The sequence below is a fragment of the Pleionea sp. WD8-19 genome (assembly GCF_055326765.1).
The window spans coordinates 248,352-264,771 of sequence record NZ_JBUZOU010000003.1; the positions used below are offsets into that span (position 1 = coordinate 248,352).

At 43.8% G+C, this 16,420-nt stretch carries 10 protein-coding genes; 6 read left to right on the forward strand and 4 right to left on the reverse strand.

Features of this window, described 5'->3' with window-relative positions; all coding sequences use genetic code 11:
• Window positions 1-40 precede the first annotated feature (40 nt).
• Window positions 41-1,174 (forward strand): flavodoxin-dependent (E)-4-hydroxy-3-methylbut-2-enyl-diphosphate synthase, encoded by a 1,134-nt coding sequence (gene ispG / locus ACTUJY_RS05400; protein WP_463615041.1) that lies wholly within the window; start codon window positions 41-43, stop codon window positions 1,172-1,174.
• Between the two features lie 12 nt (window positions 1,175-1,186).
• Here the strand turns inward: ispG and ACTUJY_RS05405 are convergent, their stop codons facing one another.
• Window positions 1,187-5,683, reverse strand: a complete 4,497-nt coding sequence (locus tag ACTUJY_RS05405; protein ID WP_463615042.1) for an EAL domain-containing protein — start codon at window positions 5,681-5,683, stop codon at window positions 1,187-1,189.
• A 225-nt stretch (window positions 5,684-5,908) separates the two neighbouring features.
• Here ACTUJY_RS05405 and hisS point away from each other — a divergent pair, with 225 nt between their 5' ends.
• From hisS to ACTUJY_RS05430, 5 genes are all read left to right on the forward strand, one after another.
• Window positions 5,909-7,189: a histidine--tRNA ligase gene (gene hisS / locus ACTUJY_RS05410; protein WP_463615043.1), complete on the forward strand. Its 1,281-nt coding sequence runs from the start codon at window positions 5,909-5,911 to the stop codon at window positions 7,187-7,189.
• Window positions 7,190-7,241: 52 nt separating this feature from the next.
• A complete protein-coding gene (locus ACTUJY_RS05415) occupies window positions 7,242-7,988 on the forward strand; it encodes a YfgM family protein (RefSeq protein WP_463615044.1) in 747 nt (248 codons plus the stop codon).
• Entirely contained in the window at window positions 7,988-9,211 is a 1,224-nt protein-coding gene (gene bamB / locus ACTUJY_RS05420) for an outer membrane protein assembly factor BamB (RefSeq protein WP_463615045.1), read from the forward strand. The genes ACTUJY_RS05415 and bamB overlap by 1 nt, the downstream gene beginning before the upstream one ends.
• A 7-nt stretch (window positions 9,212-9,218) precedes the next feature.
• Window positions 9,219-10,619: a ribosome biogenesis GTPase Der gene (gene der / locus ACTUJY_RS05425; protein ID WP_463615046.1), complete on the forward strand. Its 1,401-nt coding sequence runs from the start codon at window positions 9,219-9,221 to the stop codon at window positions 10,617-10,619.
• A 258-nt stretch (window positions 10,620-10,877) separates the two neighbouring features.
• A complete protein-coding gene (locus ACTUJY_RS05430; RefSeq protein WP_463615047.1) occupies window positions 10,878-12,065 on the forward strand; it encodes a hypothetical protein in 1,188 nt (395 codons plus the stop codon).
• Window positions 12,066-12,097: 32 nt separating this feature from the next.
• On the opposite strand, the gene ACTUJY_RS05435 is transcribed toward ACTUJY_RS05430, so the two are convergent.
• The 3 genes from ACTUJY_RS05435 to xseA all read right to left on the reverse strand — a co-directional run bounded on the left by ACTUJY_RS05435 (window position 12,098) and on the right by xseA (window position 16,242).
• Window positions 12,098-12,346, reverse strand: a complete 249-nt coding sequence (locus tag ACTUJY_RS05435; RefSeq protein WP_463615048.1) for a hypothetical protein — start codon at window positions 12,344-12,346, stop codon at window positions 12,098-12,100.
• A gap of 126 nt (window positions 12,347-12,472) precedes the next feature.
• Complete coding sequence (locus ACTUJY_RS05440; protein ID WP_463615049.1) at window positions 12,473-14,551, reverse strand: choice-of-anchor X domain-containing protein; 2,079 nt, start codon at window positions 14,549-14,551, stop codon at window positions 12,473-12,475.
• Window positions 14,552-14,880: 329 nt separating this feature from the next.
• The gene (xseA, locus tag ACTUJY_RS05445) at window positions 14,881-16,242 is read right to left on the reverse strand and encodes an exodeoxyribonuclease VII large subunit (protein WP_463615050.1); all 1,362 of its coding nucleotides are present in this window, start codon (window positions 16,240-16,242) and stop codon (window positions 14,881-14,883) included.
• Between the last annotated feature and the right edge of the window lie 178 nt (window positions 16,243-16,420).

A 16,420-nucleotide genomic window follows, 5' to 3' on the forward strand; every position in this document is an offset into this window, starting at 1 on the left:
AACTGAATGCATCATCTTTGAATGGTTTGAGTAGAAAACGATGAAAGGTTTATCCTGGATTAAACGTCGCCCATCCAAGAAAATTTGGGTCGGAAATGTTGCAATTGGTGGTGATGCGCCTATCGCGGTGCAAAGTATGACCAACACCGAGACGTGCGATGTTACGGCCACTGTTGCGCAAGTGAATCAATTAGCTGCTTCCGGTGCAGATTTAGTCCGCGTATCAGTACCTACTATGGATGCGGCAGAAGCGTTCAAACGGATAAAACAACAATCTCAAGTTCCTCTCATTGCGGACATACATTTCGACTATCGAATAGCGCTTAAAGTGGCAAACTACGGTGTCGACTGTTTGCGTATTAATCCAGGAAATATTGGCAACGAAGATCGTGTTAGAGCAGTAATCGACTGCGCTCGAGATAAAAACATCCCTATTCGTATCGGTGTTAATGCTGGCTCGTTAGAAAAAGATTTACAAATGAAGTATGGCGAGCCCACTCCAGAAGCCCTGGTTGAATCAGCAATGCGACATATCGATATTCTGGATCGTCATAACTTCGACAATTACAAAATCAGTTTGAAAGCTTCCGATGTTTTTATGACGGTTTCGGCTTATCGAATTCTTGCTCACCAAATAGAACAGCCTTTGCACTTGGGAATCACCGAAGCTGGCGGTTTACGCTCTGGCTCTGTTAAATCTGCTGTTGGTTTGGGACTGCTTCTTTCAGAAGGTATTGGTGATACCATTCGTGTCTCCTTAGCGGCGGATCCGGTAGAAGAAATTAAAGTCGGATATGATATTTTAAAAAGCTTAGGCTTGAGGCAAAGAGGGATTAATTTTATTGCTTGTCCTTCCTGCTCCCGCCAACAGTTTGATGTGATTAAAACGGTTAATGAATTAGAAAGTCGATTGGAAGATGTGCAAGAAGCAATGGATGTTGCCATTATTGGGTGTGTTGTGAATGGGCCTGGAGAAGCGAAAGAAGCTGATATCGGTTTAACGGGCGGTGCTGGCGCGAGTTTGCTTTACAAGGAAGGCAATAAAGATCATAAAGTAAATAATGAGCAGTTGGTAGACGAGCTTGAAAAGGAAATTCGACATAAAATTGCCAGTCGACAACAACAAATTGATTTAAAGTCAGGCAATCAGCCAGTAATTGCGGTTAGCAAATAGTCTTTACTGGAGCTAACTCACTTTAAATGTTTCAGTAAGTAGTCCCAAAGTAGCATCGGCGTTCACCGGTTTTGAGAAGTAATAACCCTGTATGTAATCGGCTTTGCGCTTTTTCACAAACTGCAGTTGCTCTTTGGTTTCGACGCCTTCCACAACCGTAATTAAATCGAGTGAACGTGATAAGGATAGTATCGTTTCAATGATGGCTTCACTTTCTGCGGATACGCCAATTTGATTGACAAAGCTGCGATCGATTTTTAACTTGCTGATAGGTAATTGATGCAAATATTTTAGCGAAGAGTAACCGGTCCCAAAGTCATCTAAGGCAAATTCAATTCCCATTTCGTTAAGTTCTTTCATAAGTGGAATTGACGTATGGATATCTTCCATTAATAAGCTTTCAGTAATTTCAAACTCGACAATGCCCCGGTCAAATGAATAGGGTTGAAGTGCCTCTTTCATAAATGCGACAAGATCATAATGTTGCAAATGGCGAGCAGACAAGTTTACCGATATGCCACATTCGAAACCTTGGCTCTTCCATCGTTCCGCTTGCTTTAAAGCGGTAACGATAAAATGTTCCGTGAGTGGAATGATAAATCCTAACTCTTCGCAAATAGGAATGAAATCAGCAGGTGAAACAATGGTTCCATCCGATTGTATCCACCGAGCTAACGCTTCATACCCACGCACCGCTCCAGTCCGCAAATCGACTTGTGGTTGGTACACAAGAGCAAATTCGTTGTTCTTTATTGCTGCTCGAACACGGTTTTCTAAAGTCATGCGGCTGTGAGCTTCTTCGTTCATTGCTGCTTTAAAAAACTGGAAATTATTTCTTCCAGCATTTTTTGCATGATACATAGCAATATCGGCATGTTTCAAAAGTTCATCCGATTGTTTGCCATCTTCGGGATAAATGGATATTCCGATACTTGGAGAAACAGTAATTTCGTTTCCTGCCAACTTCATGGGAAGTCCCATTTTCTTCAAAATATTATTCGCAATTTTTTGTACAATAGTAAGCGTTTTAATGTCTTCTAACATGACGACAAACTCGTCACCTCCTAAACGGGCAACCGTGTCGTCTTGACGAACCGAGTTTCTCAATATTTGAGCGACTTCTATAAGTAAGAGATCGCCTACTTCGTGACCCAATGTGTCGTTTATTTGTTTGAATCGATCAAGGTCGATAAAAAATACGGCTAGCTGTTGGTCGCGACGATGACTGTGTTCAATAGCATGTGCAATTCGATCCAGTAGCAGCGCGCGATTAGGTAAGCCAGTAAGATTGTCGTAGTTGGCGAGTTTTTTTAATTTTTCTTGTGCTTGTTTTTGTTCGCTTATATCGGTAACTGCTAAAACGAAATATTCTTCCTGTTCATCATTTTGAAACTTAGTCGCATTGATGAGTACGGGTAAAGGGTCTCGATATTTTCTTAATATGTGTCCTTCCGACTCACAATGTTTGCTGGTGGCTAATGCTTTTTTTAGTAAATCGACGATCGGCGTTTCCGTATTTTCTTTCGATAAAAAGGCTATCGGCTTACTAATGATTGACACACTATCAAGTCCGGTGACGTTGTAAAATGATTGGTTCGCTGCAATGACGTGAAAATGACGATCGAGTATTATGATGATATCTCGCGTGTTATCAAACGCTTCAAAAAATAAGCGCATTTTGTCACGGGTGTCTTTTCTTTCGGTGATATCCGTAAATGTTCCAGTGACTCGAAGCGGTTGATGACTTTCATTAGATTCGGTAACACGAGCCATATCTCGAAACCAGCGCCAAGAACCATCGATAGCTTTCATTCGATACTCTAAGTCAAATAGTTGATTGTCTTTACTTATAAACTCTTTCCATCGATTCAGAAATTTTTTCTGATCTTCTGGATGAATAAAGCTCAGCTTTTTGTCAAAAGCGGTAATCAGTTCATGGTTGTGGAGTACACCCTTAAGTCGAGGTTCATAGATTAAATTAGAGTCTCTTTGCCAGTCCCAAAGATCAGAATCGCTTCCTGATAATGCTAACTGCAATCGTTCTTCGCTTTCTTGCAAAACGTTGTGTGAGGCTTGTAGGGCTTTTTGCCGTTGATGTTTTTGGAAAAAAATAGCTGAAATCAAACCCACAATAACAATGGTGTAAAGGGAGTAAGCCCACCATGAAAGGTACGGAGGCGGATAAATCTTTAAACGTAACGTTTCGTGTTCCGATTCTTTTCCAGTTTCGTAGTCGATAGCAGCGATTTTAACAATGTTTTTGCCGGTTTCTAGGCGAGGTAAAAACAGCTCGCTTTCTTTAATGATTTTTGGGGTAATTTTCGAACTGCCTTCAATCCAGTATTTGTAGCGAACTTTTTCAGGATGGGAAAAACGCAGTGCTGAAAACTCGAGGTGTAATCCATAGTCCGTATGGTAGAGTTCAAGTGATGCATCTTTAATGGACGTATAACTAACGGGGAGCTCACGTGACATTAAGCTTATTCGTGTGATGTGATTTTTAAACGGCAGTTCTTGATGCGTGTTTTGCAAAGCTTCTGGTTTAAAACGCATCACACCTTTTATACTTCCGAAGACAAAGTCGCCTTCTCGGGTTACTAAGGTGGCACCGCCATTAAATTCATTAGTCGATAAGCCATCGCTGGTATCGAATACCCGAAAATGAAAAGAGTTTTGATCAAAGCGAACCAGGCCATTATTCGTGGTTACCCAAACGTAGCCTTGGCTATCTCCATGAATATTAAGGGGACTGTTGTCAGGTAAACCTTGATCGGTGGAGAAGTGCTTTACTTCCGCTCCGGTTTGGTTATCGATGACGTATAATCCAAATCCGGGGTAGGATACCCAAGTGAATTTGTCCCCTTGATAAATATCGGAAGCCCAGGTTCTTGGCTTTTCTGCGGCAGGCAAGGCGTGAAAGGTTTCGTAATTTCCATCTTGTTGTGAATATCGAACAACGCGATCCGCCATGGAAATAAACAGTTTATCTTTGTCGGTTTTATCCGCTTTTAACACTTGACTCATCTGTTGAGTGATATCACCTTGAGCTCGTGTATTTTCATTAAAGCTGTATTCTTTGGTTTGACTGTTGTAGGTGTGAAGTCCGTCATTGGTAATGACAGTGATTTCGTGATCGCTTGTCGCATAAAGAGAGGGTGAAGGCGTGCTTAACACTTGCTGTACTTGCTCTGGTAAAACGGGAAATTCTTCTTGATGAGTTTCTGGGTTAAAAAAGCGAACTCCTTTAGGGGTTGACAACCACAATTGGTTATTTTGAATTTCAATACCGTAAACAGTGGCTTCGCTGGTCGTGGCTTTTTTATCCGGGTTTATCAAAAAGGATTGCGTTTTATTCGTATATGCATCAATTTTATTCAAGCCATTTCGGGTGCCAATCCAAATATGCCCTTTAGCATCTTGACGAGCGGACCAGACACGATTGTTACTGATACTCTGTTCTCCCGCTTGCTGCTGATACAAAGTAAATCGATCGAACACCGGTCGCCATTTGAACACGCCATCATTGCGACTGCCTAGCCAAAAGTTGCCTTCGCGATCTTCGATCATATCGATAATGTTATCATCGGCTGACTGAAAGGGGGTTTCGGAGTATCGAAAATGATGTTTTAATTCGCCATTTTTAAAAAGCTGGTAAAGGCCGTCGTTGGTCGCTAACCAGTAGTACTTTTCTTTTTCGATAACTTTCCAGATATTCAATTCCGGATGAAGTGTTTTTATGTTAAATGTTTTTTCGTGATCGCTTAATGTTTGCTCGAGATCTTGTGAAGTGACTTCATACAACCCTTGAACGGTAGCAAATAGGTAGTTACCTTCTTGATTGACATAAATTCCCTTCACATTTAAGCGATCGTCTTCACCGCTGTAACGGGCTTGCGTATTGATTGCAGGAAGCGATTGCAGTAAAGGAAGCGATGAAATCTGCTTGCTGGTAAGATCCATCGTATATAACCCATTGGAAGCCGCTAAAATAAGGTGGTTATTCGTTTGATAAGCTGCACGCAGAATATGATCTTTTCCAATTTTTTCACGCGCACTGGCGACAAAGTTCGCTTTTCCGCTTTGTTTGTCAAAAGTAAAAACTTCCCAGAAGGTTAATAGCCATAGCTCTTGATCGTTACGGGGCAGAAAAACGTTGATGGCGCTATCAAATATTTCATAGTTTTGTGGGTAAGGTAAGTGAACGGGAAGAAATTGAGCGGTAGACTTATCAAGAATAAAGTTGCTATTAGGCGAACTGGTAATCCATAGTTGTTGTTCAGAATCTTGATACAGTCGGTTAATCGCCTGAATTTCGAGTTTGCGCTCAGGCCCAGTCACGATGCGAACCCGATAACCATCGAATAAATTGAGACCCTGTTGGGTTCCGAGCCAGATAAACCCTTCGTGATCTTGTAAAATGCTATTGACTTCGCCCTGGCTCAGCCCTTGATCCAGTGAAACCTGTTGTAATCGTACTTGTGAGGCCGAAATCAAAGGCGTCCCCGCCATTATTAAGGCCAAAACTAGCAGCAGCTGGGAAATTTTATATCGCATTGAGGTAAAAAATTATCCGGTTATTCCATGAGTATAGCAGTGTTTGGCTACTTCTCAGGTTGAGCTTACCCAGTAAGTAAGGCCCGTTTGGCAACATTTACTCGTAATAACGCTCCATTTTGGGCGGCTTTCAGCTATAATGCCGCGTTTATTTGTTGAGTGACACTGGGTAGAGTAACTTTGAAAGCCAAGTTCCAAGCCGTTAAGGGTATGAATGACTTTTTACCACAGCAAACTGCCGTATGGCAGAAGCTGGAGTCATTGCTGCGTCATTTGATGAAACAATACGGTTACCAGGAAATACGCACTCCAATTGTTGAGCAAACCGGTTTGTTCAAACGGTCCATTGGCGAAGTGACCGATATTGTCGAAAAGGAAATGTACACTTGGACTGATCTCAACGAAGACAGTCTTACTTTAAGGCCGGAAGGTACGGCAAGTTGTGTTCGAGCTGGTATTGAACAGGGAATTCTTTACAATCAGCAACAGAAGCTCTGGTACATGGGACCCATGTTTCGACGTGAAAAACCTCAAAAAGGGCGTTATCGACAATTTCACCAGTTGGGTGTTGAGGCTTTTGGCTTCCCGGGGCCTGACGTCGATGTTGAGCAGATTCTGCTGACGCGTCGATTATGGCAACAACTGGGTATTGATAATAGCGTTTCTCTACATATCAACTCGCTGGGTGAATCCGAAGCTCGTGCGCACTACCGTGAATTGTTGGTGGACTATTTCGAACAACACAAAGATCAACTCGACGATGACAGTTTACGCCGACTTCATTCCAATCCGTTGCGTATTCTGGACAGTAAAAATCCGGAGATGCAAACTCTGATCGAAAAAGCGCCCAAATTGATGCAACATTTGGATGAGCCTTCCAAAGTTCATTTTGAAGCGTTAAAGCAGCGCTTGGATGCATTGGGTATTGAATATACGGTGAACCCGCGATTAGTGCGAGGTCTGGATTACTACAATCGAACCGTTTTTGAGTGGATGACAGACAAACTGGGCGCACAGGGAACGATTTGCGCGGGTGGTCGTTACGATGGTTTAACGGCTCAACTGGGAGGTCAAAACACGCCAGCCTGTGGTTTTGCCATGGGCATAGAACGGATTGTTGCATTAGTAGAAGACACTGAATTTACAAGGCAACTCAATGACCGCCCACACGTTTATTTAATTGCGCTGGGTGAAGTGGCTGAAACGCAAGCTCTGGTTTTAGCTGAAGATTTGCGAACTCAGTTACCGGAATTGCGTCTAACCATGAACTGTGGTGGCGGTAACTTTAAAAAGCAGTTTAAAAAAGCCGATAAAAGTGGAGCCTCATTAGCCATTATTCTCGCAGAGAACGAAGTAGAGCGTGGCACTGCGGGCGTGAAATATTTACGCGAACAGAAAGATCAACAAGAGTTTAAGCAAAATGAGCTGGTTGATTTTTTGCGCAAAACATTAGTGATTTAGTCCGAATTATTTAACTTTAACTCGATTGAACGATAGATTTTAGGAGTTTCAGGTGGAAGTTTACAATACAGAAGAACAACAGTTGAAGGCGTTAAAGGAGTGGTGGAGCGAAAACGGAACCTCCATTCTTGTTGGGGTGGTCATTGGCCTGGGTGGTTTTTTTGGTTACAACTGGTGGAAAAATGAATCTGTCGCCAAACAGGAGCAGGCGTCGGACGCTTTCAAAGCATTCATTGCAATTGATGCGAAAGAGAAGCATGAGGAATTCATCCAAGCGGCTAATGAGGTTAAAGCGCAATACGGAGATTCCGGTTATGCCATGTTAGCCGCTTTGCATCTCGCTAAGCAGTATGTTGAAAACAATGCCTTTGACAAAGCCGAAGCCGAGTTGCGATGGGCCGTGGAACATACGGCCGGTAATGATTTGCAGCCTCTGATGAAAATTCGCTTGGCGCGTGTTTTAAACGCACAACAAAAATTCGATGAGGCGAAAACTCTTTTAACTGGCATCAAAAGCCAAGCTTATGATGCTCTAAAGCAGCAAGTTTTAGGTGATACTTATTTGGCATTGGGCGAACAAGAAAACGCGCGAGCAGCTTACACGTTAGCGAAAGAGGCCAGTGAGTCTTATATCGCGAAAAATGAGTTGGAAATGGCGGTGAATGATCTAGCCATTGCAGATGTTGCTGTTGTTGCAACGGCTGTTGAATCAAAAGAGGAAGTGGATTCAACGGTTAATTCTGCAACTGAAACAGAGAGCGAAGAAACCATCGATAACAGTAGCGAGCAGGACTCTTAATGATTGAGTACAACACGAGCCGAGTATTGGGGTTAATCCTGGCTGCCGGCGTAATACTCACCGGTTGTGGTGACGAAGACACGATAGAGCCCAATCCGCTACCAATCCTGAAAGAAACTAAAGTCGCTTACGACTTGGCTTGGAGTGTGTCGGTGGGCGAAGGTATTGGAAATCAGTTTTTAAATTTGCATCCTGCCTATGCATACAGCAAAGTCTATTTTGCCGATAACAGCGGTGTTGTTTCAGCCATGGATCCTGATACCGGCAAAACCATCTGGAAGATTCGGTTGAACGATCGGATATCGGCAGGCATTGCTGTGGCAAATAAGCTCGCTGTGGTCGGAACTCGTGAAGGACAAATCGTAGCGCTCGATGCGGAAAGCGGCGAACAGCAATGGACGACTCAAGTTTCGAGTGAAGTAATTGCAACACCGGCTGTTGATGATGGCTTTGTTGTTGTAAACACAGTAGATGGTAATGTGGTCGCGCTTGATGCGAACACTGGAGAGCGAAAGTGGTTTTACGATCGAAACCTGCCAGCTCTCACTCTGCGTGGTACCTCTGCTCCCGTGATTGCCCATGGTGCGGCCATCGCCGGTTTTGCAAACGGTAAAGTGGGAGTCTTCATTTTACAAAACGGGCAACTGGCCTGGGAGAAGCAGATCACGGCGCCGAGTGGCCGCTCCGATTTAGAACGGCTGGTCGATGTTGATGCACAACCAATCGTTTTCGGCTCTACGCTTTATGCTTCTTCATTTAATGGTAACTTGATGTCGTTGGAACTGCGCTCTGGCGAGTCTAACTGGTCGCGCGAGCTTTCTTCTTTCCAGGATATGGCGGTGGACAACCAAACGTTACTGGTCACTCATGATAATGGTTATGTCAGTAGCTTGAATCGCAATAACGGTAACCTATTGTGGACTCAAAAAGCCCTGTTCTTACGTAATACAACATCTCCGACAGCATTTAATGATCACATCGTGGTGGGTGATATGGGTGGTTATCTGCATATGCTGAATAAGGAAGACGGAACATTGGTTGGACAGTTGAATATTAATGAAAATATTAATTATGAAGACTGTTACCAGAGTGATGAATATTGCCGCTTTCACAATCACGATGAATACGGTGTAGCGTCAGCTCCTTTGGTGATTAAAGACATGTTGTTGGTACAAACCCGCAACGGATATTTACAAGCTTACAAGCAACGCGAAAACCGCTAAGTAGATTATGGTTCCAGTCATTGCCCTGGTGGGGCGTCCCAATGTGGGAAAATCCACCCTTTTTAATCGCCTCACTCGTTCGCGAGATGCTTTGGTGGCGGATATGCCTGGGTTGACGCGCGATCGTCAATACGGGCATGCCCGCATTCAGGAGCGACCTTTCATCATCATTGATACTGGTGGTATTACGGGGGGTGAAGTTGGCATCGACGGTCATATGGCCGGCCAGTCAAAAGCAGCTGTTGAAGAGGCTGACTTGGTGCTTTTTGTGGTCGACGCTCGCTCCGGACTGACAGCGGTCGATGAAAGTCTGGCGCGTGAGCTGCGGACATTTAATAAGCCGGTGCATTTGGTTGTTAATAAAATTGATGGAATCAACGCGGATACTGCGCTTGTGGATTTTTACGCACTCGGGTTCGATAGCGTTAATCCTATTGCCGCGGCACACGGGCGTGGTGTTACTGCGTTAGCCGAAGACGTGCTGCTACCGATTGCTCCGACTGAAGAAGAAGTCGAAGCCAACAAAGAACGAAGCAAACATCCTAAATTCGCAATTGTGGGTCGACCCAATGTTGGAAAATCCACGTTGGTTAATCGCATGCTTGGCGAAGAACGTGTGGTGGTGTTTGATATGCCCGGTACCACGCGCGACTCCATTTACATTGATATGGAGCGTCGCGGACAACCCTACACTATTATCGATACCGCCGGTGTTCGAAGACGTGGAAAAGTAAAAGAAACGGTCGAAAAGTTTTCTGTGCTCAAAACCCTTCAGGCCATTGAAGATGCCAACGTCGTGATCATGATGTTCGATGCTCGGGAAGGAATTACCGAGCAGGATTTATCGCTGTTGCGGTTTGTCATGGAGTCGGGTCGTTCGCTGGTTATTGCCATCAATAAATGGGATGGTATGAGCGCTGAAGAAAAAGAACGCGTAAAGACCGAAATTAACCGTCGAATGGTATTTGCGGATTTTGCGCGGATGCACTTTATTTCAGCTAAGCATGGAACGGGTGTTGGCGACTTGTTTGGCTCGGTGGATGAAGCCTATCGATGTGCGAATATCGAAATGAGCTCTTCCAAGTTAACGCGTGAACTGGAAATTGCTGTCGCCAAGCATCCTCCACCGACCATTAAAGGTTTCCGTAGCAAGCTACGTTACGCACATCCCGGTGGGCACAATCCGCCGCGCATCGTCATTCATGGCAATCGTACCACAAAACTTCCTGAATCTTACCAGCGCTACTTGATCAAACACTTTATCAAAGTATTGAACATTGTTGGCACACCTTTGAAGCTGGAATTAAAGGAAGGTAAAAATCCGCACGAAGGTAAAAAGCAAGAAGTGACCCGGCGCCAGCGATTGAAACGAAAACGAGCCATTAAAAAGTTTGGCAAGAAAAAATAAATCAGTGGGCGTGCATCCTGTGTCTTGTTTTGAGATGCTCGCTTAACCAACCATTCACATTTTCCACTTTAGTTCCTATCTTTATACTAGCAACTAGCAACTAGCAACTAGCAACTAGCAACTAGCAACTAGCAACTAGCAACTAGCAACTAGCAATTCCTGTTAATTCGTAGCCTCGATGCAGCGAAGCGAAATCGAGAAGATAAAATGCAAAGCTCGTTTCCTGAACATCGTTTTTTTGTCCTCTGTGTGTTTTTCATGACACTGCAAAACGCTATTGCCTATGAAACTTTAATTCCCAATCCTCAGCCTTTTCGAGGATACGAATTTGAAGGGCGAGTCTATGACTTGGAGCATTACGGTCTACTCCATCGGTTCAGTTATTTACCTGATGAAGACTGGACTCAACAATGGGATACTGGTTTGATTTCCAGCATAGGCAGCGTGACCAGTAAAGACTTTTATTCTTTGTTATACCTCAATCATAACTGGTCATTAACCGACACCTGGCAGCTTGAATTTCGTAACGAACGTGGTGAAGATCTGGATAATCGCTACACCAGCACTCAGCTGGGTTTTGGTTATTCCTTGTCACCGAATTGGCGCATTGCTGCATTTTCGGAGTTACAGGCAGTGAAACGCAATGAAGATCTTCAACTGGAAACAAGCTATCAAGATTTGAATGGAAACTTCTGGCGATTCGCTTTGGTCGCAGTCGATGCGACATATAATAAAAAGCAACTCATTGGACAGTATTACTCACGTAATCCGTATACTTACTTTTTTCAAACCTCGTGGCAGCAATCCGACAATATTCGTTTCGATGGATACATTAATTACAATGCGCCATTGACCATTACCATCGAACAACCAGCCAGCGAACCAGAAGCTGAAACGCGGTTGGAGTATGAGAATATCTCTGCAGAGTTCAACTGGCGTGTCGAATTAAACCCAACGCAAAAGTTAAGAATAACATTCACGAGTGAACACGGAACTCGTGAGCGATTTCGACAACAAGGAATTGGTTACTTTGAGCGCGACTACCAGACTTTACTCATGGAATTTAAACACTACCACAAAGGGCGACGGGATTACTGGTGGGGGATACGTTTATTGAAGTTCGATGAGGATGACCAATTTTTTATAAACCTTGAAGACTCAATTCATTGGCAGCGTCGAGGCAATATGCTTTTTGCAGGAGTCGATTATTACAAGGGAAAAAACCTGGTGATTTCGCCATCGCTTTTTATTGAAGACATTGATCACATACGAAAAATTAGAGCTGGCTCAAAGAACAACGCTCGCTTTAATGAAACCTTTGTAAAATTCAGTTTACCCTTGCGTTATTCTTTAGATAATAACATTGAACTGATCATTAACCCGACCTATGAAGTCGACCAGAATAATTTTGGAGGACTCAATTTGCAACTTTATATCCCTTTTTAACGAGGCCAATTTTCAACTTTAAAATCGATAGTTTAGTTTTTTCTTGCCGCTTTAATTTCTTCTGTGGACGGTTCTCGCTGTCCACCATAAGGTTCTGGCTCTAATGTTTTGCAAGTGGTTTGTTGTTCGCGTTTGATGTCATTGCTTTCGTTATCCCACGTTACACTGTACTCACGTTTGACTTCCCCTAAGCATTCACGGTCAGGGTGATAAACCAGTTGTTCTGGTTGAGAAGCGCAACCGGATAGTATTGCGATCATCAGTGTGGCTAAGTATTTCATAATATTCCCCATATAAAACGCAATTGAGCCCAAACTTCAAGTAAGGGCTCAAATTTGAGGTTGCCATATTAAACTAATTTACCCAGGACGATAAGTCTGCTTTTTTCTTCCTGAGTTATTGTGAAGTTAGCGAGCTGCGTTAATATTCATTGTCGAATTACGACTGCTGTCATTAAATTGAGCCGGATCGCGCATGCCATTCGTATGGCACCAGCCGGTTTTATGGCCCTGGTTATGAGCGCCGGAAAGTTGTCCTGCCCATTTTTCAGTGGTGCCGTCTTCCGGTTCATCAAGAAACATATCCGTAGCAATATGACAGTAATCAATTCGCCACCATTTTTTTGTATCGGACGTGGTGTAGTAATGCACCTTTGAACGCGCCCAAGAAGGAATCGTTGAAAGCCAGTTGGCTGCGCCGTTATAAGTCATATCGGTATTGTAACCACATTGCACGCCAAACACTTCGGCAATGGCTGCCAAATTTCCTGCTAACGCAGTACCTTGGTAGGGCGTACCTACCGATTGAATCAAACGACCACTACCCGCATAGTCCAGACCGCTGTAGTAACGTGCGTAAAGGTGCAGTGCTGCGGCTCCACCTTGACTGTGTGCGACGACGCCAAAACTGGGATAAGCGGCACCGAAATCATGGATCAAACGAGCAAACTCATCGTGACTTCGATTTTTATTACGATCATTAAAAACGATGGCGTTGGAAAACTGACTGGTATTCCAAACGGGAGAGGAACAATACCCATGTACCAGCATCAACTTTCCACCGGCAGCCCTCACTGAGAGTTCGTCGTTTTGTGGCATAGTCGTTGACTTGCTTTGAAACGGTGCTGGAAGCGAAAACAATTCTTCGATACTTGCAGGGGTTTTCATATTACTGTCGAGCTTTCGCATAGGCATGTGTAATAAAAGTGAATCTTGTTCAGCTATGGGTGTGTTGGTTTGGAGCGTATGGAGTCGCAAGTTTTTCAAATAGAAAGGAGCCTTAAGTTGTGAATGAGTGACCCAGCGTGCGTCGAACGCCAACTCAAACTGATTTCGTTTATTAGTGGTTTGGGGTTCGACATTGCCACCAAGCCAGGTGATTTCTTGCGGATATCCATCGCTATTAGTACCCCATAACTCTGCGGCCATAAAAACGGTGTCGTCTGAATTGTTGAGTGGGTTGATCGGAACAGAAACCTTCCAATGCGCGCCTTGAACGGGTTCGGCTTGTGCAGGCTCGCTAATAAACTCATAGGTTTTTCGTTCAACCGGATAAAGATCGGCGGCGCTTCGGGTAAAGCGCAGACCATCATTTCGTATGCCTTCGACGAATACTTGTGTTTTGTAAATGCCTGTGACGTGGTTAGGCAGTTGTACGCTGAACTTTCCATCACCAGCCAATTCATCGCCTTTTATACCGTGATCATTGAGTTTGAGAATGTGCGTTGTTTTATTGGGAAAGGTAATGTTTACCCAGGCTTTTTCTATCACACCATCGAGCGGTGAGTAAGTTTGTAGGCGTTTGCGGTCCACCGATTGATCTTGAGTATTCGCTAGGTAAGCGATCAATCGAATGTCACTATTTTGTGTGGTAAAACGGGTTGATAAATGTGAAAAAAGACGAAATTGGGGATCGCCTTTTACCAAAATAAAACCGCGGGGTTTTTTCGTTGGATAATCGGAGCGCTTTTTAGCAAGTGTTTTGGAACGGGTTGAATCAGAATGTTTAAGTCGTAGAGTCCATTGGCCAACACTGGTTTGGGGAAGTTCAATCGTTTTACCGGAAAAACTTTTGGGTCCCAAATGGATTTTGTTGACGGCCAGTTTTCGTTTTTTATCTTTAGCTTCGTCGAGAAACGACTTCCCATTTGGTGATTCGAGTGATAACGCTAAATCGCCGATATCTGGACTTAAAACGATGATTGAAACGGGATCGTTGCTATCGATGTAGAAACTTTTTTGCCAAAGACCGCTTTGAGTTTTTGAGGCGGTAACATCATCCAGCGAAAACATGGTGGAGTGACTGGTAATACTGGTGCTCTCCGGGGGGAGAAGCCTTTGGTCTTTTATTGCCTCAGGTGGTGCCGCAACGTGTTTGTAGTTTGCAGCGTTTAAAACACTTGAGAAAGTGGAAAACGCAAACAGGAGCATTGAAAAAATCAATGAGAGCTTTGCCGTTTTTTGTCGTGTGTAAAGCCGGTAAATCATTGTGACTCTCCTTTATTATCGGTTTTGTGAGAGCCGATCGACATCTGCCTTCGAAGATACTGCCTGGTCTGCTAGCATGTGAGGTAAGCAAACGTTTTTCTATGGTAATGATCGGACCAGTTTGAAATAGCATAAATAAAAGACTTTGAAAGCATAATTTGCTTTTGGACTGAGATGGGCTTAGCGTTTAAAACAGCTGTGGTATTACCAGTGAGTTGAAAAGTGCTTCTAAAGCCGTTGTGAAATAAAAGGAATGGATTTGGTTTTAAACAACTGTTTTAAACCAAGCTAATTGTTCTGTCGATCCGTACTCTGTTGCGTTGCGCAAGTTATTTTGAGGTTGCGAGGTGAGTCACTTGGCTTTCGACTTCGCCATCTTTTAAGCGGGTTTTTAACTTGTCCCCTACCTTAACGTTGGTTGCGGAACGTAAGAGTTCATCATTGTGAAAGGTAATGGAATAGCCGCGGCTTAACGTGTTTAATGGACTGACGGCGTTCAAACGACCCGCAGGTAAAGCCAATTGTTGTTGCTTATTTTGCAATAATACCTGTACCGAACGTACCAGCCGTTCATTCAATGTCTGGTTTTTCTGATTCAGTTGTTGCAACTCTTTTTCCGGGTGCCGTTGAGACAGTTTAAGTTGCAATTGCAGGAGTTTGTGCGACTGGGTAGATAACAATTCCTTCAGGCTATGCAACGATTGTTTCGTTAATTGGTTGAGTTGAAATTGAAACGATTCGAGTAACGGCTCAGGGTCGGTCAGTTGCAGTACGAGCAGTCGTAAATGCGCCTGTAAAGACTCAATGTGTTGTAGCAGTTTTTGTTGTAAAGCCAGCTGCAATCCGTCGAGATATTGATTTAACTCACGTTGATCCGCGGTCAGTAACTCAGCTGCAGCGGACGGTGTTGCTGCTCTCAAGTCAGCGACAAAGTCGCTTATTGTAAAATCAATTTCATGACCTACGGCAGAGATAACGGGCAGTTCACTGTCAGCAATCGCGTGGGCTAAAACTTCTTCATTAAAACACCAGAGATCTTCCATCGAGCCACCACCCCGAGTGAGCAGTAGCACATCCACCTCTTTTCGTTGATTGGCAAGTGAAAGAGCTTTAATGATATCTAAATGTGCGATTTTGCCTTGCACCTGACACGGGTAAATTATTATTTCTGTTAGTGGGAAGCGGCGACGCATCACCGTGACCACGTCACGGATTGCAGCGCCTGTTGGCGAGGTGATCACACCAACACGAGTTGGACGAACAGGAATCGTTTTTTTGCGCGCTACATCAAATAGCCCGGCTGCACTTAACTTTTCTTTGAGTTGCTCAAATTGCAACTGCAGATTTCCAACGCCAGCGAGTTCCATAAAGTCTACGGCGAGTTGATAGTCTCCACGCGCTTCATAAAGGGTGACTTTGGCACGTAGGTACACTTGCATGCCATTTTCTGGACGTATTTTGAGTAACTGGTTGCGTCCACGCCACATGGTGCATTTTACTTGGGCCTGTTCATCTTTTAACGTGAAGTACCAGTGGCCGGAAGCCGCGGCGATAAAATTACTGATTTCACCTTGGATAAGCAATTGGCCAACACTTTGTTCTAATAACCCTTTGATTTTACGATTTAATTCGGTAACCGAGAGGTATTGAGGTGGGTTGGGTTTTCGCGGTTTTAAAACAGGTTTAAGCATAGTTAACCGGGCTTTATTTGGGTTAGGGCAGAAAGTGGCAGTCTTTCAGCGTTTGCAGATCTAACTCTTTGAGCTTGCAGTACTTTTATTGTAAAAAGGTGGTGCTTTTGTTTCGTTAAATACGCTTTTCTCAATGAAACCATGTGGAATACTGCGATTTGAACCCTCGAAATCCTTT